This window comes from Cylindrospermum stagnale PCC 7417 (assembly GCF_000317535.1).
Taxonomy (GTDB): Bacteria; Cyanobacteriota; Cyanobacteriia; order Cyanobacteriales; family Nostocaceae; genus Cylindrospermum; species Cylindrospermum stagnale.
Map to the genome: position 1 here is coordinate 650,469 of NC_019757.1, position 26,971 is coordinate 677,439.

At 42.6% G+C, this 26,971-nt stretch carries 25 protein-coding genes; 14 read left to right on the top strand and 11 right to left on the bottom strand.

Annotated elements, in window-relative coordinates; genetic code table 11:
• Positions 1-194: 194 nt before the first annotated feature.
• From recA to CYLST_RS02775, 4 genes are all read right to left on the bottom strand, one after another.
• Positions 195-1,271 carry a recombinase RecA gene (gene recA / locus CYLST_RS02760; protein WP_015206176.1) on the bottom strand — a complete coding sequence of 359 codons (1,077 nt, stop codon included), beginning with the start codon at positions 1,269-1,271 and terminating at the stop codon, positions 195-197.
• Positions 1,272-1,528: 257 nt separating this feature from the next.
• On the bottom strand, positions 1,529-3,514 hold the full coding sequence (locus tag CYLST_RS02765; RefSeq protein ID WP_015206177.1) for a transglutaminase-like domain-containing protein: 1,986 nt from the start codon (positions 3,512-3,514) through the stop codon (positions 1,529-1,531).
• A complete protein-coding gene (locus tag CYLST_RS02770; RefSeq protein ID WP_015206178.1) occupies positions 3,511-4,869 on the bottom strand; it encodes a DUF58 domain-containing protein in 1,359 nt (452 codons plus the stop codon). Before CYLST_RS02770 ends, CYLST_RS02765 begins: the two co-directional genes overlap by 4 nt.
• Position 4,870: 1 nt before the next feature.
• Entirely contained in the window at positions 4,871-5,833 is a 963-nt protein-coding gene (locus CYLST_RS02775; RefSeq protein ID WP_015206179.1) for an AAA family ATPase, read from the bottom strand.
• A gap of 160 nt (positions 5,834-5,993) precedes the next feature.
• Here CYLST_RS02775 and CYLST_RS32120 point away from each other — a divergent pair, with 160 nt between their 5' ends.
• From CYLST_RS32120 to CYLST_RS02815, 8 genes are all read left to right on the top strand, one after another.
• On the top strand, positions 5,994-6,713 hold the full coding sequence (locus CYLST_RS32120) for an HNH endonuclease (protein WP_015206180.1): 720 nt from the start codon (positions 5,994-5,996) through the stop codon (positions 6,711-6,713).
• Positions 6,714-6,917: 204 nt separating this feature from the next.
• Positions 6,918-7,214: a type II toxin-antitoxin system Phd/YefM family antitoxin gene (locus CYLST_RS02785; protein WP_245587459.1), complete on the top strand. Its 297-nt coding sequence runs from the start codon at positions 6,918-6,920 to the stop codon at positions 7,212-7,214.
• 328 nt (positions 7,215-7,542) lie between these two features.
• Positions 7,543-8,802, top strand: coding sequence for an exodeoxyribonuclease VII large subunit (xseA, locus tag CYLST_RS02790; RefSeq protein WP_015206182.1), 1,260 nt, complete (start codon positions 7,543-7,545; stop codon positions 8,800-8,802).
• Entirely contained in the window at positions 8,795-9,028 is a 234-nt protein-coding gene (gene xseB, locus CYLST_RS02795; protein ID WP_015206183.1) for an exodeoxyribonuclease VII small subunit, read from the top strand. Before xseA ends, xseB begins: the two co-directional genes overlap by 8 nt.
• 115 nt (positions 9,029-9,143) lie before the next feature.
• Positions 9,144-9,893 (top strand): sucrose-phosphate phosphatase, encoded by a 750-nt coding sequence (locus CYLST_RS02800; RefSeq protein WP_015206184.1) that lies wholly within the window; start codon positions 9,144-9,146, stop codon positions 9,891-9,893.
• Positions 9,890-10,528, top strand: a complete 639-nt coding sequence (gene ruvA, locus CYLST_RS02805; RefSeq protein ID WP_015206185.1) for a Holliday junction branch migration protein RuvA — start codon at positions 9,890-9,892, stop codon at positions 10,526-10,528. The genes CYLST_RS02800 and ruvA overlap by 4 nt, the downstream gene beginning before the upstream one ends.
• Positions 10,529-10,537: 9 nt before the next feature.
• Entirely contained in the window at positions 10,538-11,704 is a 1,167-nt protein-coding gene (gene bioF / locus CYLST_RS02810; protein WP_015206186.1) for an 8-amino-7-oxononanoate synthase, read from the top strand.
• 410 nt (positions 11,705-12,114) lie between these two features.
• Positions 12,115-16,269: a PAS domain S-box protein gene (locus CYLST_RS02815; RefSeq protein WP_015206187.1), complete on the top strand. Its 4,155-nt coding sequence runs from the start codon at positions 12,115-12,117 to the stop codon at positions 16,267-16,269.
• Positions 16,270-16,450: 181 nt separating this feature from the next.
• On the opposite strand, the gene CYLST_RS02820 is transcribed toward CYLST_RS02815, so the two are convergent.
• The gene (locus tag CYLST_RS02820) at positions 16,451-17,101 is read right to left on the bottom strand and encodes a Uma2 family endonuclease (RefSeq protein WP_015206188.1); all 651 of its coding nucleotides are present in this window, start codon (positions 17,099-17,101) and stop codon (positions 16,451-16,453) included.
• A gap of 53 nt (positions 17,102-17,154) precedes the next feature.
• Positions 17,155-18,018, bottom strand: a complete 864-nt coding sequence (locus CYLST_RS02825; protein ID WP_015206189.1) for an isocitrate lyase/PEP mutase family protein — start codon at positions 18,016-18,018, stop codon at positions 17,155-17,157.
• 184 nt (positions 18,019-18,202) lie between these two features.
• On the opposite strand from CYLST_RS02825, the gene CYLST_RS02830 reads away from it, so the two are divergent.
• From CYLST_RS02830 to hisS, 5 genes are all read left to right on the top strand, one after another.
• The gene (locus CYLST_RS02830) at positions 18,203-18,982 is read left to right on the top strand and encodes a Red chlorophyll catabolite reductase (RCC reductase) (RefSeq protein WP_015206190.1); all 780 of its coding nucleotides are present in this window, start codon (positions 18,203-18,205) and stop codon (positions 18,980-18,982) included.
• A gap of 26 nt (positions 18,983-19,008) precedes the next feature.
• On the top strand, positions 19,009-20,052 hold the full coding sequence (locus CYLST_RS02835; RefSeq protein WP_015206191.1) for a nitrilase-related carbon-nitrogen hydrolase: 1,044 nt from the start codon (positions 19,009-19,011) through the stop codon (positions 20,050-20,052).
• 108 nt (positions 20,053-20,160) lie between these two features.
• Positions 20,161-21,582 (top strand): aldehyde dehydrogenase family protein, encoded by a 1,422-nt coding sequence (locus CYLST_RS02840; protein WP_015206192.1) that lies wholly within the window; start codon positions 20,161-20,163, stop codon positions 21,580-21,582.
• 21 nt (positions 21,583-21,603) lie between these two features.
• Positions 21,604-22,050: a DUF3598 family protein gene (locus tag CYLST_RS02845; RefSeq protein WP_015206193.1), complete on the top strand. Its 447-nt coding sequence runs from the start codon at positions 21,604-21,606 to the stop codon at positions 22,048-22,050.
• 38 nt (positions 22,051-22,088) lie between these two features.
• Positions 22,089-23,477 carry a histidine--tRNA ligase gene (gene hisS, locus CYLST_RS02850; RefSeq protein WP_015206194.1) on the top strand — a complete coding sequence of 463 codons (1,389 nt, stop codon included), beginning with the start codon at positions 22,089-22,091 and terminating at the stop codon, positions 23,475-23,477.
• A gap of 15 nt (positions 23,478-23,492) precedes the next feature.
• Here the strand turns inward: hisS and CYLST_RS02855 are convergent, their stop codons facing one another.
• From CYLST_RS02855 to CYLST_RS02870, 4 genes are all read right to left on the bottom strand, one after another.
• Positions 23,493-23,918: a YybH family protein gene (locus tag CYLST_RS02855; protein ID WP_015206195.1), complete on the bottom strand. Its 426-nt coding sequence runs from the start codon at positions 23,916-23,918 to the stop codon at positions 23,493-23,495.
• A gap of 8 nt (positions 23,919-23,926) precedes the next feature.
• Positions 23,927-24,289, bottom strand: coding sequence for a hypothetical protein (locus tag CYLST_RS02860; protein ID WP_015206196.1), 363 nt, complete (start codon positions 24,287-24,289; stop codon positions 23,927-23,929).
• A 26-nt stretch (positions 24,290-24,315) separates the two neighbouring features.
• Positions 24,316-25,506 (bottom strand): class I SAM-dependent methyltransferase, encoded by a 1,191-nt coding sequence (locus CYLST_RS02865; protein ID WP_015206197.1) that lies wholly within the window; start codon positions 25,504-25,506, stop codon positions 24,316-24,318.
• 93 nt (positions 25,507-25,599) lie between these two features.
• Positions 25,600-25,782 (bottom strand): hypothetical protein, encoded by a 183-nt coding sequence (locus CYLST_RS02870; protein ID WP_015206198.1) that lies wholly within the window; start codon positions 25,780-25,782, stop codon positions 25,600-25,602.
• A 149-nt stretch (positions 25,783-25,931) separates the two neighbouring features.
• On the opposite strand from CYLST_RS02870, the gene CYLST_RS02875 reads away from it, so the two are divergent.
• Positions 25,932-26,327, top strand: coding sequence for a nuclear transport factor 2 family protein (locus CYLST_RS02875; RefSeq protein ID WP_015206199.1), 396 nt, complete (start codon positions 25,932-25,934; stop codon positions 26,325-26,327).
• Positions 26,328-26,376: 49 nt separating this feature from the next.
• Here the strand turns inward: CYLST_RS02875 and CYLST_RS02880 are convergent, their stop codons facing one another.
• Positions 26,377-26,841, bottom strand: coding sequence for a hypothetical protein (locus CYLST_RS02880; RefSeq protein ID WP_015206200.1), 465 nt, complete (start codon positions 26,839-26,841; stop codon positions 26,377-26,379).
• Between the last annotated feature and the right edge of the window lie 130 nt (positions 26,842-26,971).

Sequence of the window (26,971 nt, forward strand, 5' to 3'; positions counted from 1 at the left end):
ATACAAACAAATCCTGATAACAGGAAAGAATTGTTGATTTTTCCGATGATTGTGTCTAGATATTACTTGTATATTTTACTTATTCTGGGATTTGTCGGTGAACTGGTTTTGCACAATGTCTAAAAAATCCCCGGACTTTTTGGGGAAATGAGGGAAGCGATGCTCACACAGTCCGGAGATGCGTCAGCTTAGTCCTATTCTTCATCTAAATCGGCTTCTTCTTCCTCTTCTTCTTCGCTGACCTTGGTGACGGAGTTAGCAGACACAATAGCCCCCTTGTCTAGCTTTTCACGCACCTGCTGCTTAATTTGTTCGGCAAATTCTGGCTTTTCTTCTAGGTACTTGATGGCGTTGTCTCTACCTTGGGAGATATTATCGCCGTTGTAACTGTACCAAGCGCCTTTGCGGACTAAGACGCCAGTTTCTTCTCCTAGGTCAACAATACAACCCAAAGTAGAAACTCCTTTGCCAAAAATAATGTCAAATTCGGCGATTCTGAAAGGCGGCGCTACTTTATTTTTTGCTACCTTCACTTTGACGCGGTTACCAAATTCCTCTGTACCTTTTTTCAAGGTTTGAATCCGGCGAATGTCTAGGCGCACCGAGGCATAAAATTTTAAGGCATTACCGCCAGTTGTGGTTTCTGGGCTACCGTAGGTTACGCCGATTTTTTGCCGTAACTGGTTGATGAAAATTACTGTGCAACCAGATTTACCAATGTTGCCCGTAATTTTACGCAAAGCTTGGCTCATCAACCGGGCTTGCAGACCAACGTGAATATCACCCATATCGCCTTCTATTTCGGCGCGGGGAACTAGTGCTGCCACTGAGTCAATGACTACAATGTCAACTGCGGCGGAGCGAACGAGTTGATCGACTATTTCTAAAGCCGATTCGCCGGTGTCAGGTTGGGAAACTAGCAAGTTTTCAATATCTACACCTAAGGCGGCAGCGTAGGTCGGATCGAGGGCATGTTCAGCATCAACAAAGGCTGCTATACCGCCTTCTTTTTGCACTTCGGCGATCGCATGGAGGGCTACTGTTGTTTTCCCGGAACTTTCCGGGCCATAGATCTCAATCACCCGTCCTTTGGGTAAACCGCCACCCAATGCTAAATCCAAGGTGAGCGCCCCACTGGAAATTGTCTCTACCCGCATCCGGGTAGCATCTCCTAGACGCATGATTGCTCCTTTACCGAAGCTGCGCTCAATCTGGGTGAGTACCATTGTCAGCGCTTTTTGCTTGCCAGTAGTGTCGGTGTTGATAGCCATTCGTGCCTCTAAAATATAGGATTTAAGGATTTTTGCGTTGGGAGGTTGAGTAGAACAGATATACTATTTTAGCCGGAAAATGTTGTAATAGGACTTTTCCTAGAAGGAAGTTTGACAAGATCGTAACGCGATCGCTCCCTGATTAGGGTAATGGAACTCGACAATCTTGCAAAGGCGTGATTTTTCCCCCCTAGAAGTCAATCCGGCATCGCAGCACACTGGCTTTGACTGCTTGCATCGGGGGATGATCTGAAGGCTTATTGAGGATGACTGTATTTATCGAGCCATGATTGAACAGCAGACTTGAATTTGGCTCGTTCAGTCTCTTTGATTCCTGCGGGATCGAAGCGATCGCGATAATGAAGCTCAATCAGCGATGTCAAATCGTCAACTTGGGATGAAGATAATTCCTCTTTTAGCCTTTGAATCCAGTGCTTTAAAGACTCTGAATGGTTACGTATAAATCCCAACTCGTTTAAAGCCTTCTCAATCGCATAAAATTCAGAATTTTTTCTAGTTGGATCAAATTTGTTACTTGGTTTCAGCAATATCTGTTTCGTAGATACACGGCGCACCCCTTTTTGGGGAACCAACCTCCGCATCACAATCAAGATAAACGGCAACACAAGCCACCAAGCATACTTAAATAGACTGCTACCTCTGACATTTCCTAACCAGCTTGAAAGTCTGAAACCCAAAAATGACCATAAATCAGAGATGAATGACCATTTAGAAGCAGTCGCATCCTCAATACCTGTCCAATCAGCAGGTGTGGTGTCAAAGGCTTGCCATCTATTATCTAAATATACCATTGTCCAAGCATGGGCGTGACGACTGCGGACAATATATTGCTTTTCTAAGTTGCTAAATTCATGCACTGAATATCCCACAGCATAACGGGTGGGGATGCCTAATGCCCGCAAAATAAGTGTAGTTGCAGTGGCAAAATATTCACAGTGTCCAGAGCGATTTTGTAGTAAAAATGTTGATAAAAGTGTTGAAGAATGGTTTTTACCTGTCAGCTTGAGAGAATAACGAAAATTCTTTTGAAAAAAGCTGTCTACACGCTTTAAGATTTCTTGAGGTGATTTAGTTTGAATATCAAGTTTACTGATAGTTTGATTTATTGCTGTTCGTTCTTTGGGGGGGATTTGCAAATCATCTTCTGTCGGTGCGCTATCCAAAGAAAGAGTATTATTAAAATTGAGTTGGTAAACGATATCATTAACTTTCCCTTCTACTTTTACCGTACCATATTTACTCTTTTCCATTTGGCTAACTTGTAATTCATCAATTTGGAATGTACCATCTACCAGCCTTAATAAACCTTTACCGCGATTAAGTGTAGTAGAAACAGTGAGTGTAGAACTATTTGCTGGTTTATCGCCTAAATTCCAAGTCTTACCATTGCCTTGCGGTTTAACAGTCCTAAATTGAGGTTTCAATGCCAACCAAGTAGAAGATTTGTATTTATTATAAGTTGCTTCTCTTAGCAGTAAAGGCAAAGCTTGTTGAGTCTCAGCACTGACCCTGAAGACAATATCGTTAGACTGTTTTAAAGTGCCGATTGCTCCCATACTTGTTTGTTTCTTGAAAGCATCTATCTCTTGTCCGACGCCATTGCTTAACCATGCTACAACACTTTCTTCAAACTTCATTTGAAGTTGAGCCACCCCTATCTGTCCGATGAATCCAATTATTCCGGCAAGCAGGATTAGACATAACCAAAGAATAGGCGAAAATCTTTTAGACCGCAGAAACCAAAAAGCAACCGATGAAAGTAAAAACATTCCGATATAAAAAGAAATGTTCTGAGTATTGGCGTTTCCAGCAGAAAAAATACAAAGAGCAAAATATGGATAAGTTAAATTAATAGTAAATCTGGTCGATTTCTCTTTTGTAGTTATATTTTTCAAAAAAAGTGTACGAATATCAATAGTTTCATTGACAGAATATGCCTGAACAGCTAAAAGAGGGAAAAATGCAAATGGCAGTAGCTCTAAAAGAGTATATATGAAATAAAGTGTGCCTTGAGTAATGAGAATATAAACTAATAAAGAGACCAGGAGCATCAAACACAGATTAGCAATGCGCCGGAAATCATCACTAGAGAAATCCCACCGCAAATGAATGAAGCGCGAGCCTTCCAGAATTACAGCCATCAGTAGAGCAAAAATCCATAATCCCGTCTGCAAACCCCAAAATATTAAAGCAGCACCAAGGAGAAAAGGAGGTGTTTTCATAACTTCATTAATCGCTCCTGTATTGTCCCCAATTTTAAGGTATGAAAAGTTGTGAATTCATCTTGGATAAAATTAAATTTATCTAGATTGTCTTTTTTGTCTAGAAGAATTAATACTAAGGTATGGATACCCATTCTCTTGAGATAATCGACTAATTTTTGTCTCTCCTCATCCCAAGAGAGAAATATGCAAATACACCCACTTAAAAGAGAAACTCTCTCAATCACTACTGGAATAAGTGAATCAAAATATTTATCCCGACAAGCAACTACAGAAGCGAGGATTTCTAGCATTTTTTCAGTATGACTTAGTCCTCTACCAAATGTAAAAGAATAAGCTTCATTACCCACAAACATCAAGTCTAATAAAGATTCTTGGGTTTGAACTTCATAAGCTAATGAAGCTGCTATTGATATAGCTTCTTCGAGAATCTCGCTATACTTCACGCTTTGAAATGTATCTAAAATCAATGCGTGTCTGATAAAAAATTCATCTTGTTCTTCTTTGACAATTGGCTTACCGACTTTTGCCCAACTTTTCCAATGAATTTTTCGCAGTGAGTCCCCAGGACGATATTCTCGCAAAGACCGAAATTCTTCTGCATCTCCCACAGATGAAGCTAAAGCCACTCCACCAGATTGATATCTCTTTAAACCAGGAAGTTCAATTGGTGGTAGTTTATATAGCTTTGGTAGAATTAACAAAGATTGGGATAAAGAAATAGTTGTAGAAGCATTAAAAAGACCAAAAGGATCTGGTCGCGTCACCGTCATTCCAACCAGCCGGACGACACCTCTATGAGTGGGTGTAATTTCACAAATTACTTCGGTTTTGCTGTTAGGTGCAAGCGGGGGTAATTCTGTTGGTTTCGCTGTAGCGCATTGCTTCCGAGAAACTAGCCATAGCCAGCGGTAAGATCCTGATTTTCTATCAAGATTACTACGTTTCTCTTCTTCAGGTTCAGGCGTTTCTATAAATTCTTGAAAAGTGGGACGGGGGTCAGCAAAATTTTCAAATAGTTTTAATCCTTTTTGAATTTTGTCACTTTTGTTGTGAATCAAAACTCGGTAGTTTAGTTTCACCCCCACAGTTGCATATCTGGGTAAATTACGAGTTGCACTAAAGCGGTAGCGAAAAAACAGAGTGTAGACTATACCTATGATGAGAATAGATAACAAAAAAGTAAATATCTGATAAGTCATACTTTGGTTGCTATCTCCGGCCAGAATAGCAGCAGCAGTTAACCAAGAAATAACTGCACCAGAAACAGTAACTCGTTTTTTTAGCCTATGTTGAATAGCAGAACTGAAATGGTAAAGACGATAGATAGAACGTTGTGTTTTTGTAGGTTGCATTTTAGGTAGGAACTGGCACAGATTTGAGAATATCTTCAATAACGCTTTCAGCAGTTCTTCCAGAGAAACGCGCTTGAGGTTCCATAACTAAACGATGAGCTATGACTGATACCGCTAGTTCTTGGATGTGTTCTGGGGTGACAAATTCATAACCATCAAACAAAGCCAAAGCTTGAGAAATTTTCATTAAAGTAATAGAAGCTCTGGGACTAGCTCCTAATTGCACACCTTCGGCTGAACGAGTAGCATTAACAATATCTACAAGGTAGCGTTTCAATTCTTCACTAATTCTGATTTGCTTGACTTGCTGTTTTAAGGTGATTATTTGTTGTAAGTCAACGCATGGTTGAATGGTATCAATTGGATGTTTCTCGATTTGGTCTGAGAGCAGGTTAATTTCGTCTTCTGGGGATATGTAGCCTAGGCTAAATTGAAGCGCAAATCTATCCATTTGAGCTTCTGGTAGGGGGTAAGTACCACGGGATTCTACTGGGTTTTGTGTAGCGATTACAAAGAAGGGGTCTTTGAGTTTTCGCAAGTTCCCGTCAATACTGACTTGAAACTCTGCCATTGCTTCTAGTAAGCCAGACTGGGTGCGGGGTGAAGCGCGGTTAATTTCGTCAGCTAGGACGATATGAGCAAATATCGGCCCTTCATGGAAATGAAAGGTGCGTGCATTGGGGTCTAGCATGGAAACGCCCAAGATGTCCGACGGCAACAAATCTGGTGTAAATTGAATCCGCTTGAATGTGACATCTACAGAGAATGCTAGGGCTTTGGCTAAGGTTGTTTTACCGGTTCCGGGATAGTCTTCTAGTAAGACGTGACCACCACTAGCAAAGGCTGACAGCAACTTCCTAATGGCTGCTGATTGCCCTTTCATCACTTTTTGAATGTTGTGACAAATTTTTTGATAAATTTCTCTGCCGGATAAGGGAGGGGTTTCTGGGTTGGCATTATCCATGTTTGGGTTATGTAAAAAAAGGCTTAAGTAATTTTAAGCTGAAAAATGCGACTTTACCCAGATTGGAGTAATAGAAGTCTAAAATTTTGGAAAGTGTCCTGCATGTGGGACTACAAAAATAAATAAACGAATAACAAAGAAGCCTGTATTCCGTTGTATTATGTGTGGTAAAGAATTTGAGACACCTATTATTAAGCCTAAAGCTTGCAAAAAATTCATTGCTGATTTTGGCAATACATTTATAGCAGCAGAAAAAGCAGTCAAGATTGAGGAGCTACGACAAGCCTGTCCAAAATATAACGGACAGTCGTCAATTAACTGCATTGATTTACAGCAAATTAAAGGAATGTTACTCAAAAATGCGCCCGAAGTCGCTAAACTGCTTAATTTAAGCGAAGATTTTGATTATCTGGAAGATTTTGATTATCTCAAAGATCATGATGCAGAAAAGGATCATATCTCTGAATATGTTCCCACAAAAGAAGATAGTCGGCAAATAGTATTCAGACAAATCAAAGAACGTCGTGGACAATCGCCATTTAGAAATGCGTTGCGTCAACGCTACGGCGACCAATGTATGATTAGTGGTTGTAACCTACTTGATATTTTGGAAGCTGCTCATATCTCACCATATCGCGGTGCTGATGATAATCATCCAGATAATGGGTTACTCCTAAAAGCAGATTTACATACTTTATTTGATCTCGATTTATTGGGTATTCACCCAGAGTCTTTAGAGGTTGAATTACATCCTAAAATTATTGCTAGTAGCTATCAAGAATTTGAAGGTAAAAAGCTGAGATTTATTGAATTAAAACCCAGTATGTTTGCACTTGAGGTAAGATGGAGATTATTCTGTAGACAAAAAAGTCAAAGATGAATCAGAAGAAGTAGTAGAATTTACGGTTGATAAATGCCTTGAATTAGCAAATAAACTATATCCAATAGATAGATAGATAAGTTAACCCATATTTGAAGGTGCGATACCCTTGGTTTAATGCCCGTCATGCGATCGCTTCCAGCAGGCGCTTTGCGCCATCGCCTACGCCCCACCGTAGCCCATTGCATCTGCTAAAATATAGTCATGATGTCTAAAATAGTCAAAGCTACTATGCAGACCTACACTCTCACAGATGCTCGCAACAAACACGGTGAGGTTTTTGACAAGGCTGCAATTGAGCCAGTTCTACTAACCAAACAATCACGTCCTAGTCATGTGATTATTTCCGCAGATAGCTACCATAAATTACTCAATCGGCTGCAAAAATTAGAGGATATGGTTTTTGGTCAAGCGGCTGAAACGGCTTTGAGTCAGTCCAAAATGGTTGGTACAGAGGCTTTTACGTCTGCATTGGAGCATTTAGGGAATACCAAAAAATAAATTATCCAGTAATCATAGACTTGTAGGGACACAGCAATGCTGTGTCCCTACCGATTGGATATTTTTTTAATTGGAAGTCTCTTAGTTGATGGCGAGGCTCGATAAATTAGCAACTGTTCTTAATTTTCTCAAATTATGTCGTCTACAAAAAACCTCGACCGATGTTAAATATGTTTTATCCAGAACCCTTGTAGAGACGTTGCATGCAACGTCTCTACATTCTTTTTCACTCCTATATATAAAAGATTAAAGCGTTTACTGGGCTAAAGTTTGGTTTTGATGAAAAATGCTAAAATCGCTTTAGCACAAATGCTTTCAGGCATCTTTGATGAGTTTTGATTCTCTGATTCCCGATACGGCGCTTTCTGTCGCTGGGTTAACTGACTATATCCGCTTGCTGTTGGAGGAAGATCAACACCTACGGCAAATTTGGGTGACTGGGGAAGTTTCCAGCGCTAACAATCATCGCAGTGGGTTATTTTTCACGCTGCAAGATCCTAACGGTACGGCGACAATTAAGTGTGTGGTGTGGAATAGCCAATTGGCAAAACTGGCGCAGACACCGATTCGCGGTGAACAGTTAATTATTTTGGGTAGTATCCGGTTGTATCCGCAACGGGGTGAGTATCAGTTGACGGTGTGGCAAGCTTTACCTGCTGGTGCTGGTTTACAGGCGTTACGCTATCAACAATTGAAGAAACGTTTAGAGGCTGAGGGGTTGTTTGATTTAGAAAGAAAGCGATCGCTTCCGATTCACCCCCAAATTATCGCTGTGGTCACTTCTCCCACTGCTGCTGCTTGGGGTGATATTCAAAAAACCCTCAAACACAGATACCCTGGAATACATATTTTATTTTCTCCCGCTACTGTCCAAGGTGACTTAGCACCGGCATCGATTGTGAAAGCGATTGAACGGGTAGAAAGAGATGGTCGCGCCGAGGTGTTAATTTTATCTAGAGGCGGTGGGGCGGTTGAGGAGTTGGCTTGCTTTAATGATGAACGGGTTGTGAGGGCGATCGCCAATTGTCCCATTCCTGTAATTAGTGGTATCGGTCATCAACGAGATGAGTCTTTGGCAGATTTAGTTGCTGATGTCTCTGTACATACACCTACCGCAGCGGCGGAAAGGGTTGTGCCGGCGTTGTCGGAGTTGTATAATCAGCATCGGCAGCGAGTTGCAGCTTTACGTGAGGCGGTGCATGAGTCTGGGGAAATTGCCGATAACCAATTGCAATCGTTAAAACACCGGTTGCGGCGGTTGGGGTTAGAAAGGCTTGTACAGCAAGAGGTACAGAAAATAAGTTGGCGGCGTCAGCATTTACTGCAAGTGACTATGGGGCGATCGCAACAAGCAAGTCAGCATTTGGAATTGTTGCGGCAAAAGTTGGCTAGCATTGACCCGAAAGCGGTGTTACAGCGTGGTTATGCGGTGGTGAGGCAAGAAAATGGCGCGATCGCACGTTCGGCGGCAGAATTAACTGTAGGGGATGATTTGCTGATTCAGTTGGGACAGGGTGAGGTTAAAGTGAAGGTTGTGGAAGTTAACGAACCGCCAAGACGCCAAGGACGCCAAGATTTGAATGGTTAAACGTAGTAGTTCTTCTAATTCTGATTCTCTGGTGGGTGGGAGTTATGAGGCGAAGGTAGCGGAAATTGAGAAAATAATTGCTCGCATTGAGGCGGGTGAGTTGGATTTGGCAGAGGTGTTTGAGCAATTTGCTGCCGCTGTTGAGTCTTTGCGTCAGTGCGAAACTTTTTTGCAGCAGCGACAGCAGCAGGTTGATTTGTTGATTGAAACTTTAAAAGACGAATAACTTTTTTGTCTACCTCCCTCTGGTGTGTGAGGTAAAAATCTATCTTCCCAGATTTACAGATAATCACAAAAACAGCATAAACTTTTTGTTGGTTCACCTCACAAAGGAGTTTGCTGTGACTAGATTTCTTTTTGTAACTGATTTAGATCATACCCTTGTAGGTGATGACTTGGCTTTGGCAGAATTAAGCGATCGCCTCCAACAGCATCGCCAAGAGTATGGAACTAAGATTGTATATGCTACTGGGCGATCGCCTATTCTCTACCGCGAAATCCAACAGGAAAAAAATCTTTTAACACCAGATGCTCTTGTTCTGTCTGTGGGTACAGAAATCTACCTTGATGGTAGTGAGACAACCGATGCTGGTTGGGCAGAAATCCTCGCGCCTGGATGGAATCGGGAATTGGTATTATCTATCACTAAGCAGTTTCGGGAGTTAATTCGCCAACCAGATTCAGAACAACGTCCCTTCAAAGTGAGTTTTTTCCTCCAACAGGAAGCATCTGTCAGGGTTTTACCACAACTGGAGGCAGAGTTGCAGAAATCTAAATTAAATATAAAGTTAATCTATAGCAGCGGTATTGACCTTGACATTGTACCCCTTACCAGCGATAAAGGTCAGGCAATGCAATTTCTGCGTCGAAAGTGGAAATTTGCAGCCGAGCAAACTGTTGTTTGTGGCGATTCGGGTAATGATATTGCTTTATTCGCTGTAGGCAACGAACGGGGAATCATTGTCGGGAACGCCCGCCCTGAGTTACTACAGTGGCACAATGATTATCCCGCTGACTACCGTTACCTAGCACAAAATTTTTGTGCTGGTGGAATTATTGAAGGATTGAAATACTTTGGGTTCTTACAATGATCAGCTATCTTAAAGGTCTTGTCGCTGGCGTCCAAACCATTAGTCCGAATCGCACGATTCTGACTTTAGAGGTGAATAGTATGGGGTATGATTTACAAATTCCCCAACGACTCGGCCGGCAATTAACGACGATTGGGCAAGAGGTACAAATTTTTACCCATTACCAAATTCGCGAAGAAGTGCCGTTGCTATACGGCTTTGCTTCGCCAGCAGAACGAGATTTATTTCGTCACTTACTAACTGTCAGCGGTATTGGTGCAGCTTCGGCGATCGCACTTTTGGACACTTTGGAAGTGCCAGATTTAGTCCAGGCAATTATTGCGGCTAATACCCAAATTTTAATTCAAGCTCCTGGTGTGGGCAAGAAAACCGCTGAACGCATCTGTTTGGAACTGAAAAGCAAGTTGATCGAGTGGCGCAAATCAGCAGGCTTCTTCGTCGCTACTGGTGGCCCAGCACCAGGGATTTTAGAAGAAGTGCAAATGACTCTCTTTGCTTTGGGATATACTGCCCATGAAGTCAGTCACGCCCTGCACGTTGTCAGTGAAAACATCGGATTAACCAAAGATGCCTATGTGGAAGATTGGATTAAACAAGCGATCGCACATCTTAGCAGCACTGAAGTTGAATCTTGAAGCGCAACAATGAAGATCAATCCTTATGCTTGGATAGAAGCATCCCTGGCAACTATTCACCGGGCTAACTGGTATCGTTCAGTACAAGCAATCCACGGTATCCCTGGGGCAACGGTGCTTGTAGCAGGCGTTGAGGTAATTAATTTTGCCAGTAACGACTATTTAGGATTGGCTGGGGATGAGCGTTTGCTGACAGCAGCAATAGCAGCTATTCAAGAATTTGGCACTGGTAGCACTGGTTCGCGGTTAGTCAGTGGGCACCGAGAGTTACACAGTGAATTAGAAAAGGCGATCGCATCTACCAAACAAACTGACGATGCTGTAGTATTTAGTTCAGGCTATCTAGCCAATTTGGGTGCAATTACCGCCATAGTAGGCAAGCGTGATTTAATTTTATCTGACCAGTACAATCATTCCAGCCTAAAAAGCGGGGCGATTCTCAGCGGTGCAGCATTGATTGAATATCCCCACTGCGATGTTGCAGTATTAAGAGAAAATTTAATTCAACAGCGGCAAAATTACCGACGCTGTTTAATAATTACTGATAGTGTCTTCAGCATGGATGGCGATTTATGTCCTTTAAGTGCGCTGTTAGATATAGCTGAAAAATTTAGCTGTATGCTGCTAGTCGATGAAGCTCATGGTACTGGAGTACTGGGCAAAAATGGTGCTGGGTGTGTTGAACATTTCGGGTGTACCGGTAGAGAGTTAATTCAAGTTGGCACCTTGAGTAAAGCCTTGGGTAGTTTAGGCGGCTATGTGGCGGCAAGTGCTGCTCTAATTGACTTTTTGCGGAATCGCGCCTCTAGTTGGATTTACACCACAGCCCTTTCACCCCCTGACACAGCGGCAGCTTTAGCAGCATTCAAGATAGTACAAGCAGAACCGCAACGCCGCGCCCAACTGTGGCGGAATGTGAATTATTTAAAAAAGTTAATAAAAGAATTACCTCAGCTTAAATTACTGCCTACAGAATCACCTATATTATGTTTGCAATTGCCAAGTGCAACAGCGGCACTAACGGCAGCGAAGCAGTTAAGAGAAGCGGGGATTTTTGCCCCAGCAATTCGTCCTCCCACAGTGCCTACAAGTCGGATCAGGATTTCTGTGATGGCAACGCATGAATTAGGGCAGATTGAGAAATTGGTAGCAGTACTGAAAAATATCTCTGCGTAATAAGTTTAGATTTTTTCTCTCACTTCATCCTTGCTTAGACAAGATGCCAGCTACTAATTTTTGTTGAAAAATTGGGCAGTTTCTGTTCTGTAAATTTAATAATTGGCCTTGCTGATTCAGGATATGATAAACTTACGCATTCGTGGCAAAGAGGCAAAGGGAGAAAGGAAAGTTCATCCGTCAATTCAGCAATGCTTAATATCGGTTATTAATCAGAAATTGTTATAGCTCCACATCATAAATCATAGATTATAGCCGAGAGTACCATAATAACGAAGAACTACCTTTTAGCAAAAGATTTTTTTAATCTTTGATGAGAATCTATCTGAAGATAAATTCCGAAAAGCTGCAAACAGGCTTAGGGTAGATACAGTCTTGGTAAGAAGTATTAGCTATTCTCAATCATTTTCATGCGCTATATTAATCATTCTCAGTTCCGAAGATCTGGATTTGTTGTACTAATTGTTACAACTATTCTCCTGGTGATGCTGCTGCTAGACCCCTGGCTGGGAATGAGCAAAAGTCCTTTCCTGCTGTTTTTTAGCGCTGTCATGGTGAGTGGTTGGTACGGTGGGTTGAAGTCAGGGGTGTTAGCAACTGTCTTATCTACACTAGTGAGCAGGTTCTTCTTCGTTGAACCAAAATATAGCTTGTTGGTTGACCTACCCGATTTTCTGCGAATTGGGTTGTTTGCATCCCAGGGATTACTCTTTAGTATTTTATGTGAAGAATTAAAAACTGCTAAACGACGGGCTGAAAAGAATCTCCAGAAACTAAAAGTGAGTGAGGAGCGATTTCGATTAGCATTAACCAGTTCAGATATTGTGGTGTTTCAACAAGATCGAGATTTACGATATGACTGGATTCATAATTCTCAGGGTGTGCAATTGGCTGGGGAAATGGTGGGTAAGTCAGACTATCAATTATTCTCAACCTCAGGATTGGAGCAACTAACAGCAATTAAGCGAAGAGTAATAGAAACAGGTATTTCCATTTGTGAAGAAGTTTGTCTAATTAATGAAGGACAAATCCGTTTCTATGATTTGTTAGTTGAACCGTTCAGGGATGAAAGCGATCGCATCCAGGGTATTACCTGTGTAGCTTTAAATGTGACTGAGCGCAAGCAGGCAGAACTAGAAACAGCCACGTTAAGTCAAGAACTGGAAACAGCTATTCAGCGCCAAGACGAGTCTCTAGCCTTACTCAATGCTTGCCTTACCAGTTCGCCTGTGGCCCTTGGTTTTCTCGATACAGAACTGCGCTACGTTTATGTGAATGAAGCTTTAGCTGCCCTCAATGGCTTACCCCAAAGTCAACACATCGGCTTTACCCTGAGGGAGGTGCTACCGGAATGGGCACCGCAAGTTGAGCCGATTTTGCGTCAAATAATGGAAACTAGGGAGCCATTACTCAATCAAGAATTGAGAGGTGAAACCTTTCCAGGAGAAGTCTATCGTTATGGACTTGTCAGCTACTATCCAGTGAGTTTACCAGATGGGCGACTGCTGGGAGTGGGGATCACGGCAATGGATATTACCCAACTCAAGCTGACTGAGCAAGCATTACGGCAAAGCGAAGCGAAGTTTCGCAGTGTCGTCGAGTCAAACATGATTGGTATTGGCTTTTGGGATAAAAACGGCAGAATCACAGAAGCTAACGATGCTTTACTGAGTATGGTGGGTTATACCCGTGAAGAATTAATAAATAGCAACCTTTCTTGGCAAGACCTGACTCCTCCAGAATACCTGCCACTTGACGAGCAAGCGCTAACTCAACTTCAATACAGTTCCTTTTCTACTCCTTTTGAAAAAGAATATATCCGTAAAGACGGCTCACGCTTGCCGATTCTGTTAGGTGGTAGCCATTTTGAAGACAGTGTAGATCAAGGAACTTTCTTTGTTCTCGACATCACAGAACGCAAGCGAGTAGAAATTGCTCTGCGCGAAAGCGAAGCCAGGTTCCGGGCAATGTTCGATCAAGCAGCGGTAGGTATAGCCTTGGTGGCCTTGGATGGGCGATTCCTCCAGATTAATCCCGCCCTATGCGAGATTACTGGGTACAACTATGAAGAATTAATTCAGATGAAGTTCCAGGAAATTACTCACCCTAATGACCTGGAAACCGATTGGGAATATGGGCGACGAGTGTTAGCAAAGGAAATTAGCGGTTATTCTCTGGAGAAACGCTACATCCGCAAAGATGGTTCCATCGTTTGGGTAAATTTGACTTCTTCAGCGGTTTGGGATGCTAACGGGCAAGCAAAGTATGCAGTAGGTATTATTGAAGATATTAGCGAACGGCAAGCCGCGTTGCACGAACGCAAACGAGCTGAAGCCGAGCAACAATTTTTAGTTGAAGCCAGCACTTTACTAGCGACCTCATTGGATTATGAAATTGCTTTGGTAAATGTGGCTAACTTGGTAGTTCCGACTCTGGCTGATTGGTGCGTTGTCGATATTTTTCCGGAAGATGGCTCAAGTCAACAGATTGCCCTCGTAACTGCCGATCCCGGAAAACGAAAGGCTTTAGAAGAAATTAGACGGCGTTATCCGCCAAAAATCGGGGTCAAAGATTATTTGCGGAAGTTAGAGCCAGAAAACTCTGGTTTTTATCCTGAATTAACTGACTCGATTCTAGAACAGATGGCTCAAGACGAGGAGCATCTGCAATTACTGCGAAGCTTGGGTATTCGCTCTCTGATGGTGATTCCACTCAGTTCCCGTGAGCAACTATTCGGCGCAATTTGTTTTTTCACAGCCGAGTCAGATCATCACTACGAATTGACAGACTTGGCTTTAGCAGAAGATATTGCCCGTCGCGCTGCTACAGCAATTGATAATGCTAGACTCTACCAGGAAACTCAGCAGGCCAAGCAGGAAGCAGAGAGGGCTGTTAATCGCACGGTGCGGTTACAAAAAATCACCGCAGCGCTTTCCGAGGCATTGACTTCTCAGCAAGTGGCAGATGTGGTGGTGAACCAAGGAATTAGAGCTTTGGGAGCCACCGCTGGTTCTGTTGTTTTATTAGCTGAAGAAGGAGCTACTATCAAGGTTGTGCAAGCTATTGGCTATCCGCAATTGCTCCTAGATACCTGGAAAAGTTTCCCGATTACTGCCTCTGTGCCGATCGCCGAAACCTTAAGAACTGGGCAGCCGATTTTTGTCGAAAGTGTAGACGCCTTTATTGCTAAATATCCCCATTTAGCGAATGCGCTAGCTACAACAGGAAATTGCGCCTTTGCTTGTATTCCTCTGATAGTCGAGGGAAAAACAATTGGGGGATTAGCATTGAGCTTTAACACTGCTCAAGCATTTGCTCAAGAAGACCGAGGATTTATGCTGACTCTAGGGCAGCAGTGTGCTTTGGCGATCGCCCGCGCGCAACTTTATGAGGCAGAAAAAGCCGCACGGGCAGAAGCTGAGACAGCGAATCGGATTAAAGATGAATTCCTCGCTGTCCTTTCCCACGAACTGAGAACTCCCCTGAATCCGATCTTGGGGTGGGCTAAGTTACTCCGCACCCGCAAGCACGACGAAGCTACGGTAGATCGTGCTTTGGAAACAATCGAACGCAATGCCAAGTTACAAACTCAACTAATTGAAGATTTGCTAGATGTTTCCCGAATTTTACAAGGTAAGTTGAGTCTCAATATCCGGGCGGTAGATTTGCGAGTCACAATCATCGCCGCCCTAGAAACAGTACGCTTGGCAGCAGAAGCTAAGTCAATTCAAGTAAAAACCTTGCTGAGTAATCAGATCATTCAGGTGATGGGCGATGGCGATCGCTTGCAACAGGTAATCTGGAATCTAGTCTCGAATGCTGTGAAGTTTACTCCGACAGGCGGACAAGTGGAAATACGCTTAGAAACCGTTGGGTTAGATGCACAAATTCAGGTGATTGATACTGGCTTTGGCATCACCCCAGAATTCTTGCCTCACGTCTTTGAATACTTCCGCCAAGCAGATGCCAAAACAACCAGGGTATTTGGTGGATTAGGACTCGGATTGGCAATTGTCCGTCATCTAGTAGAACTTCACGGTGGTACTGTTCAGGTGGAAAGTCCCGGAAAAGACCAAGGGGCAACCTTTACCTGTAAGCTACCTTTGCTCAAAAGTTCTGAGTTACCTTGTTCAAATCCTGAGCCTGCTAATTTAGAACAATGCACTAAAAACTTATTACTCTCTGGAGTGCAAATCTTACTTGTAGATGATCAGGCTGATGTGCGAGAGCTTTTTTGTTTCATGCTGGAAGAGTATGGCGCGACTGTCAAAGCGGTTGCATCGGCAGAAGCAGCGCTGTTCGCGTTGGCTAAGTCCCAGCCAGATATTTTGTTAAGTGATATTGGGATGCCGATAATCGATGGCTATATGTTGTTGCGCCGGGTGAGAAAATTGCCCCCAGCACGAGGTGGGCAAATTCCAGCGATCGCCTTAACCGCTTATGCTGGAGAAATTGACTATAGACAAGCAATGGCGGCTGGTTTCCAAAAACACGTTACTAAGCCGGTTGATCCTGAAGATTTAGCAAAAGCGATCGCTGAACTTCTCGGACGCCATCAACCTTGATTTTGGTGTTTGAGATTTTAGATTTGGCTACAATTTACTTTTTAAATTGCTGCCTACAATAGCAAATTTATATCGTTGTTTAACCATAGTCGAGAAATCAATCTGAAGCTGGAGCCTGGTTATTGAGTCAAGTCGCTTCGCTCCAATTCAAAAAAAGTCAATTTCAGCAATCATCATCAATTTATCTGCTAAAAGTTGCCAATAACCAACGGCTAATTGCTCCATCATCTTCAGTTTGCGATCTTTTAAGAGCTTCTTCCACCAAGTCAATTTCTAAGCCTGGTAAAACTAGAGATTCACGAATGGGGATACTTTCATCAGGAGATAAACAGCAAGCAATCACTTGACTCTGATTTACATCAATAACCCAATACTCCCCCACTCCCAAACGTTGATAAAGTTTTTGTTTGTGCGTAGTGTCATCTTCTAAATAAGAAGCAGCAATTTCTACAATTAGGTTCGGTGGATCTAGTTCATTCAGGTTGACTGGTGCATTATTCCGAGGCGGAAATCTGAGATTTTTACCAATATAAAAAGCGATGTCCGGCTGAGATTCCCGCACACCAACTTTTCTCAAACTCGGATTGGTTAACTCTTTAATGGGAATATTTTTGATGGCTGCATACAAAATAATCACAGTGGAAACGATGGAGTTATCTTGGCTGTGTGCAGAGCCTATTGGTAACATTTCAATTCTCATGTAGCCTTGATCATAATAAAATCTGCCATTTGCTAATGTGGGATCATCGGCAAAAGTCAGAAAATCTTCCCAAGTCGCTTCTACCCAAGTATCAGTAGAAACAGTTGTTAAAACGGGAGGAGAGTTAACCATAATCTTTGGCTGATTGCTGTTACTAATTAGCCTAACTGATTGTTAGCTAAAATTCATTCTTTAAATTTTTGCTCAATTTGCAGATATTCAGGAACACCGTTGAGTTTTTGGAAATCTGGGAAATTAACTAAGCCGGGAAAATTAGCGGTGGTTCCCTGTTCTTTGAGGTGACGGAAACAATTGCTCATTACTTGGGTGACGGCTAACAATGCCGTAAGCGGGAAAAAGACAATTTTGAAACCCAGATTTTGTAATTCTGCTGGGGAAATTTCGGGAGTTTTTCCACCTTCAACGATGTTGGCTACTAATGGTATATCAGGGAAAGTAGCGGCGATAATTTGCAATTCGGCAACAGATTGGGGCGCTTCGATAAACAGCACATCGGCACCGGCGGCGATGTAGGCTTTTCCCCGTGCGATCGCATCTTCTAAACCGAGAGGCCCACGGGCATCAGTGCGGGCGATAATCACCAAACCGCCATCGCCACGGGTTTCTACTGCGGCGCGGATTTTCCCTGCGTGTTCTGCCATTGGGATCACTCGCTTCCCCTCAAAATGTCCGCACTTTTTCGGCCATTCCTGATCTTCCAAAATCACTCCCGCCAAACCCAACTGCACCGCATCTTTAATAGTGCGAATCACATTCAAGGCGTTACCATAGCCTGTGTCTAAATCGGCAATTAGGGGTATATTTATTGACTGAGCAATCCGTCCCACACTGTAGAGGTTCTCCGTCGCCGTGAGAAAACCGTAATCTGGTAAACCCAGTGTAGAAGCAGCAATCCCAAAGCCACTGGTAGCGGCGACATCAAAACCTTGCTGTTCCACCAGCTTTGCACCCAGACAGTCATAAACCCCAGGAATGATGATAATTTCAGGACGCGTCAGTAACTGCCGCAGTTTTTCGCCAGAAGACATAAAGCTATTTGCAAATGCAGACTTGTTTTGAGAATACAGCTACTTGGCTCACCAGAACACAAATCATCGGAGTTTTCAGCAACGCTGTATCAATTTTTAACGCCGTGGAGCAAAAAAATGTGGGATTCTCTTAGCTGAAGTGAGGAATTTAATTAAATTTGAGCTAAAGGGAACAGATGTAAAAATGCTTGAGCAACAACCTGATCCAAATATATTTCAGCAGTTGTGGACTATTACCAATGAACTCCGCCAGAAACTGGAGGCTCGTTTTTCCCTCAATCCAGAATCTTCGACACAAGATTTAAGAGAATACAGCAGTTTGGATGGTAAAATCAGAGGTTCTCTCACCGCTTTTTCGGGAGAAGAAATTGATTGGCTGGTGCATTCATGGCTGGGGAACCCGGAAAAATTAAATTTTAATACCATGCGTCTTACTACCTGGTTAGGTCCACATATTAAAGTTCCCCATCTGGCATTTGAATTTGGCACAGTTCCGAATCTTTTCTTCTACATGGATTATATTCCCCGGATTGAGATGTTAACCGATCTGGATTATCTGGAACGTTATTATGAGCCAGTTAACCAAACATTTTTGAAGTTGCAAGCCGATCAGCGTCTTGTGCCATTTACTAGCAAAAGCGTGTATGTCCGCCTGTTTCAATCGCCGATTAGCCTGTGCTACACCAGCGCCCCTAGTGAGGATGCCCTCGAATTAACTCGCACAGTAGCACACGAAATGCTAGATCGCTGGCTCATCTGGGTAGAAGAAGCTGAACCTGTACCATCCCAGGCGCGGGAGGCTTTAGCGGCGCGGGATTTTTGGCTACGTCGCACCAGTGCTGAAGCTGATCCTGGCAATAAGTTGGCTGTGCAACTGTTGGGAGGAGAATTGACAGATAAACTGGTGCGATCGCTTTGGGGAGGGATTAAGTTGGGCGGTGGGCCATCGTATCCTATGAATTAATAGTAGGAAACTTGGGAGACAGCAGTATGTCAGCTAACACCGATCATTTAGACTCATTCCGCGCCCTGGCCCTGCAAGTCACAAGTCATGCAGTGAATCAAGCAAGCGATCGCACCCAAGCCCAGACATTAATCCAAAATACCATTCACCGCTTAGGGCAACAAATCGCCGCCAGCATTGCTTTTATCGGCTTTGACTGTCGTTTAATTGTCCTCCCAGAATATTTCCTCACAGGTTTTCCCTTAGGAGAATCTTTAGCAGTGTGGGCAGAAAAAGCCTGTATAGAAATGGCAGGTGCTGAGTATGAAGCACTCGGTAAAATTGCTCAAAAACATCGAATTTTTCTAGCTGGTAACGCCTACGAACTCGATGCCAATTTTCCGGGGTTGTACTTCCAAACCTGCTTTGTAATTGACCCTTCTGGCTCAGTTATTTTGCGGTATCGGCGGCTAAATTCGATGTTTGCCCCCACACCCCACGATGTTTGGGATAAGTATCTCGATTGTTATGGGTTAGAGGGCGTTTTTCCCGTAGCCAAAACCGAAATTGGTAATTTAGCCGCTTTGGCATCAGAAGAAATTTTGTATCCAGAAGTCGCCCGGTGTCTAGCAATGCGAGGAGCAGAGATTTTTCTGCATTCCACATCGGAAGTGTATAGCAAGAACCTCACGCCGAAAGATGCTGCCAAAATCTCCCGCGCCGTGGAAAATATGGCTTACGTAGTTTCAGCCAATACCGCAGGCATCGCTAATAGCCCGATTCCCATTGCTTCTGTAGATGGTGGCTCAAAAATCATTGATCATCGAGGGATAGTTTTAGCTGAAACAGGCTCTGGTGAAAGCATGGCAGCCTTTGCAGAGATTGATTTAGCCGCCTTAAAACGCGATCGCCATCGACCAGGGTTAAATAATTTACTTTCACGCCAGCGGTTTGAGCTATACGCCGACAGTTACCGCCAGCCACACTTCTACCCTGCTAATACTATGCTGGAATCAGACGTTGACCGCAAACACTTTATCCGAACACAGCAAGAAACCATTGAACGCCTAGCCAAATTAGGGCTTATTTGATTATGACCATTAAACAATTCAAAATTCAAAAATGACCAATGACCAATGACCAATGACTAATGACTAATGACTAATGACTAATGACTAATGACTAATGACTAATGACTAATGACAAAACCAATAGAAGTCCGCAACCCCCGAACTGGCAAATACGACTACGTAATTATCCCACCGCCCCCCAAGCTACTGGCACAGCAATGTAACCGCATCCGCAGGGCACAAGTTAGTTGGCAGCAAATGGGTCTAGAAGGCAGAATTGAAGCCTTACAGCAGTGGAAGCAAGTCATCTTATCTGAACGCGAACAGCTGACAGATGCTTTAGTCAATGACACAGGAAGATTGTCAATATCCATACTAGAAATAGACTCCTTCCTCTCTAGCATCGACCGCTGGTGTAATTTAGCGCCACAGTTGCTGCAAGAATCAGCAAAAAACACATCCATCCCCTTTATCGCCTTACAACAAACATCAGTTCCTTACTCCCTAGTGGCGGTAATTAGCCCCTGGAATTTTCCCCTGTTGCTGTCTACAATTGACACAATTCCGGCATTGCTAGCGGGTTGTGCCGTTATCGTCAAACCCAGTGAAATTGCCCCCCGCTTCGTAGCACCGCTAATGACCGCACTTAATGCCGTCCCCAAATTGCGCGATGTCTTAACTTTTGTTGAGGGAGCAGGACAAACGGGAGCAGCTTTGATTGAAAATGTAGATTTGGTATGTTTTACAGGCAGTGTAGAAACTGGGAGAAGAGTTGCAGAAGCCGCAGCTAAAAACTTTATTCCGGCTTTTTTAGAATTAGGAGGAAAAGACCCAGCAATAGTTTTAGAATCAGCCAATTTAGAATTAGCCACCTCAGCAATATTGTGGGGTGCAGTCGTCAACACCGGACAGTCATGCCTCTCAATTGAGCGAATTTATGTTGCTGAATCTATATTTGAAGAGTTTTATCATAAATTAGTCACTAAAGCTTCTCGCCTCCAACTAGCCTATCCCACAATTGAAAGTGGTGAAATTGGCCCCATCATTGCTGAACACCAAGCAGCAATTATTAAAGATCATTTACAGGATGCAGTCTCCAAAGGAGCAGTTATTCACTGTGGCGGTAAAGTTGAAGAATTAGGCGGGGGTTGGTGGTGTCGTCCCACAGTTCTCACCGAGATTGACCATTCAATGGAGGTGATGACAGAAGAAACATTTGGCCCAATCATGCCAGTAATGGCTTTTGCCACAATTGAGGAAGCAGTGGATTTGGCAAACGACTCAATTTATGGGTTGAGTGCTGCTGTGTTTGCCGAGTCAGAAAAGTTAGCATTAGAAGTTGCCCAGCAGATAGATGCAGGTGCAATTAGTATCAACGATGCTGCCTTAACAGCAATTATGCATGAAGGAGAGAAAAACGCTTTCAAGTTCTCCGGCATGGGTGGTTCACGTATGGGTGCAGCAGCATTGAAACGGTTTCTACGAAAAAAAGCTTTTCTGATGAAAACTAATTCTATTAATGACCCTTGGTGGTTTAATAATGAGGAATAAGTAATTAAAAAGGAGATTCTAATGTCTAACATTCGTCAAGAGATGCCCGTACTTGCCCGTCATGAAGGAGATTGGGTGGGTACTTATACCCTGATTGATCCAACAGGAAAAATTATCGACAGCCATCAGTCTCATTTAAGCTGTCAGTTTCCTGAAAATGCACCTCATTCATACTACCAAATCAATCGTTATACCTGGGATGATGGTAAACAAGAAGAACATCAATTTCCAGCAACCTATAGAGACAAAAAAATCTGGTTTGACACAGAACGTATTTTAGGTAAAGCCTGGGAAGTCGATGATTCTACAGTTATTTTGTGGTTTGCTTATAAAAATTTTCCAGAAATGTACTTATATGAAATGATTCAAATTAGTCCTGACAATAACTATCGTGCCCGTACATGGCAATGGTTTAAAAATCATCAAGTCTACCAACGTACTCTAATTCAAGAAGAACGACTAAAATAGTAATTTCAACTCTAATTTTAATTTAGCAAGGTATAGGCATGGCAAAAGGCGACAAAGTAAACTTTTCTAATCCTAGTGGTTTCCCAGAATTTCTACCTAGCGAAAAGCGTCTAGAGTTATATTTACTGGATATTATCCGTCGTGTTTTTGAAAGCTACGGATTTACACCCATTGAAACGCCAGCAGTAGAACGGTTAGAGGTTCTACAAGCTAAAGGTAATCAAGGGGATAACATTATTTATGGTATTGATACTATTCTGCCACCAAATCGGCAGGCTGAGAAGGATAAATCTGGTGATTCTGGTTCAGAAGCCAGGGCTTTAAAGTTTGACCAAACAGTTCCTTTAGCAGCATATATTGCCCGTCATCTAAATGAATTAACCTTTCCCTTTGCTCGCTACCAAATGGATATGGTTTTTCGCGGTGAACGGGCAAAAGATGGGCGGTTTCGTCAATTTCGTCAGTGCGATATTGATGTGGTGGCGCGTAGTCAACTCAGCTTGCTCTACGATGCTCAGATGCCGGCAATTATCACAGAAATATTTACAGCAATTAACATTGGTGATTTTCTAATTCGCATCAACAATCGCAAAGTTCTTACTGGTTTTTTTCAGTCGGTGGGCATTGCTGAAAACCAAATTAAATCCTGTATTGGGATTATTGATAATCTGGAAAAAATCGGTGAAACTAAGGTAAAACAAGATTTAGAGAAAGAGGGTGTTTCAGTAGAGCAGGTGCAAAAAATAATTGATTTTATTAAAATCGATGGTGGAGTAGATGAGGTATTAGATAAGCTCAAGCACCTTGCAGAAAATTTGCCAGAAGCAGAACAATTTAGTTTGGGAGTTGTTGAACTTGAAACAGTAATTACAGGAGTGCGTAATCTCGGAGTTCCCGAAAATTGCTTCTGCATTGATTTACGTATTGCCCGTGGTCTTAATTACTATACTGGCACAGTTTACGAAACAACTTTGTTAGGACATGAAGCCTTGGGTAGTATTTGTTCTGGTGGTAGATATGAAGAGTTAGTCGGGGTATTTTTGGGCGAGAAAATGCCTGGTGTGGGTATTTCTATCGGCTTAACTCGCTTAATTAGTCGCTTACTAAAAGCTGGCATTCTCAATACTTTAGCTGCTACACCAGCCCAAGTGATGGTGGTGAATATGCAAGAGGATTTGATGCCCACTTATTTAAAAGTATCACAACAATTACGTCAGGCTGGTATTAATGTTGTAACTAGCTTTGATAAAAAAGGATTAGGTAAACAATTCCAGTTAGCTGAAAAACAGGGAATTGAATTTTGCGTAATTATTGGTTCTGAGGAAGCAGCGGCGCAAAAGTCATCACTTAAGGATTTAAAATCAGGTGAGCAAGTAGAAGTGATGCTGGAAAATTTGGCAGAGGAAATTAAACGCAGACTGGCTTAATTAAAATTAAGAATTCTAGTTTTTTTTCAACCAATCTCCAATACCATAAGGGTCATTTAGGGGAGCAGATACATGTTCGTGCCGTATCTGCCAGTGACTAACTTCATTTTTTTGAAGCACAAAAGTAGCGCGGAATGTTCGTTGGATAACTTGACCTTTCACGGCTACTGTCAGTTGCACCATTCCCGCTACCCAAGCCAAATGTTCGCTTTCTTCGGTAAAGGGGCCTTCTACCCATTCGATGTTTTCTAACTTGAGTAGAGAATCGCAAAAATCCTGCCAGCCTTTAGCAATATTGGTATAGCCAATAGTAGAGTAGCGAGGCCCTTCCACAAAAACGTAAGTATCCTCTTGAGGAAGGTAATTCTGGCAGATTTGAACTGCTTCTTTCTGAAGAACAGCGCGAAAAAAACTATCAATTTGCTCTATTGCAGTTGTCATTTTAGTTTTTAGCTACGTCCAAGTTCTTCGGCAATCTCTTCTATATCCTGATTGTTTTCGGGATATTCCAATGCTTCGAGTTCCTGTTGAATTATCCGAAGTATGCGAGAAATGTATTCTGCATGCCATCGCTGGCGTTGTTCAGCTGCTGTTTTGTCGGGTTCGTAGGCATCAATTTCTGATTGACTTAGTATACCTTTCGATGCTAAGAGACGCTCTATAGTATCCAAACGTTCGCGTGTAACTGCATGTTCCATAGCTATAGCTATAGTAATATTCAGTACCCGTTCAACAGCAGGATCGTTAAAGAAATAGGGACGTTGACCCTTACTCTTATTACTTGCTAACAAGATGTCATTAATATCTTGCATATTCACTTATTTTAAGATTAAAAACACTAGCTTTTCCAGACACCAAATGCATTCCAAACAGGAGAACGACCGTAATCTTCCACTATTTCATCTGTTTTTTGATTTTCTTCGAGATCATTTACGGCTTTAACACCTATTTGGATAAATGCGTCTTCTGGGAAACCAGCTTGGATCATCAGTTTTTTTACATCTATGTCATGCATCTTAGACCAAAATGGTTCATTGTTGTAATAGGCATCCCAATCGCGGATGAATTGTTCGTATAGATCCATGTTTTTGGTGTATTGCGGCTGTTCGATATGAAGGGTTAAACCACCAAATTGCAGCAGGCGATAAATTTCTTCCATAATTCGGTGAAGTGTTTTGTTGGAAGTTTCATGCAAAAACATCGTGGTTTGTATCCAATCAAATGACTCATCTGCAAATTCTGTGTTCGCACCATCCATTTGGATAAAAGTAACGTTTTTTATGCCAAGGTCTTGAGCGCGAGCATGTCCATATCTCAACATGGGAGCAGCTATATCAATAGCAATTACTTCGGCGTCGGGATAAGCTTGCGCTATGGGAATGACGTTGTGACCCAATCCACAACCTATGTCAAGTATACGTTTGGGCTGAAATTTGGGGGAATCTTTTTTCAGCCACTGTACAATGGCTTTGCCTCCTGCATCGCTCATTCGCCCTAGTAAGCCAGCCGTTGTCACAAATATTCCAGAGTCATAATTAGCCGCAGATGTTACATCTTTCTCTATGAGTTCTGTATAGTAACTGCCGGGCATGCAGTGATGATCTACTGCTTGAATATAATGAGGTATTTCTAGGTCTGGATTGAGTTTAAGGGTATCTTTGCCCTGATTTAAACGCTGTGCTTTTTCTGCCAGTTGATTTGCTTGACGTAAAACCATTGAACGACCTGCTTGTTGTCTCATTTCCATAGCGGATCTGCGTAAAGCACTCCAAGCCTGATAGTAAGGATCGTTTTTCATGGCTTCTCGCACTTCTTCTCGTGTTTCAAAGTCCCGACTTTGTGCTTTTTGAAAGTTTGGACGAACACGTTTTTCATATGCAATTTTGTTGCCTGGAGATACAGTAGTTGCCAAATGACGAGTTAAATTTGCCAGAAAATTATAACGAGCGATTTCGTCGTGTTTAGCTTCTGGAAACACTGCATGTTTTTCTACTCTATTCCAAACAGGAGGTAGGTTGTTTTGAGTCATAGTTATTTCGGGGATTTTGTGATTAATTATGCGATCGCTATGCCTACGGTGGGGCGGAGACCATCGCTGTTTTGGCAAACTACTTGTCGGGTTTTAAGTCGCCAATGCCTGATCTACTGCCAGACAAGCCGCCAGGGTTCCTCCCAGTTGTTGAATGCTGCGATCGCCAAACTCTTCTCTATAGTTAGGCAAATAACGCTGTGAATCATCTACCCTAGGTACATCTACATCCAGCAGCAGATACAGATCATGCTGTCGCCGATTGGCTTGTCGCATTTTGTCGCGCCTGTTGTGTACTAGAATTCGGTACTAAACTCCGGGACTTGTCTACCGGAATGAGCTTAGTTTAGATGATAGGCTATTTTAAATACAATTTGCCGTTAAGCTTTGAATATTTCCTGTTGAATTACTTATAGGGGGACAAAATGACAGCAGAATCAGAAAACAGTTTGAAAGTGGCTCAACAGGCATTTGAGCATCTTCAGCATGGTCTAGCAACAGGGGAATGGTCAGGATTTCTCGATATGCTCACAGAAGATATTAGCATTTGGTTTCCAATGGGAAAATACCAGGGGTTAAATGCAGGAAAAGAGCGAGCGATAGTGTTTTTCCAATACGTTGCTGAATCTTTTCCGGAAGGACTCACCCTGATACTAGACCGCTTTACCAGCAACGAGACCACAGTTGTATTTGAATTTCGAGACGAGGGACTGTTGTTAGGACAACCATACAAAAACCGTGTTGCGATTTCCTTTGATGTGCGTGGCGACAAAATTTGTAGCTATCGGGAATACTTTGGTAGCGATGGCAAATCTTATTAAGAAGGCAATTAGGCAAGAGGTAAGAGGTAAGAGGATTGATAACTATTTGTTAGTTATTTTCAAGGTTTGGTTGATTGATTTCTCTACATTTAGCTTCTGCTGCTTGATAGGCTGCTAAATAATCTTGACCACCCAACATGACATCACCATAATACTCATAAGGTGGGTCACCATATATTGGCAATGGTTCGTCTTCTGGATAATCTTCTTGGGATTCTTCGATGATGGCTTTGAGTTTTTTTACAGTCAGGCTTTGTGCAGGAAAATACCAAAGTTCATCGGGATTTTTTTTCAGGTGGAGTAATGTCGGGTCAATAATTACATCCCCTAATTCAATCCAACTATGTTCGATGGGTTCGTATGGCTGACCTGCAAAAACTAAAAACCCCTGCACATACTTTGCTCCCTGGATTGCTAATGCTGCTCTGTAAGCATTATCAAATGGTGTACTGGCTTTGCTTTTGAGGCTTTGGGCAGTTGTGATTGACAGCGTTTCATCCAATGGTTTATTCATTAGCGGCGAGGATTAAAACAGCCATGACAACATCTTATCACTGGGGAGCTATTTCGGGTTTAGGTAGGGTTAAGGTGTTTTTGAGGTAGAAAACCAGCGCCACACTCATATCAATTATCCCGTGGGGCGT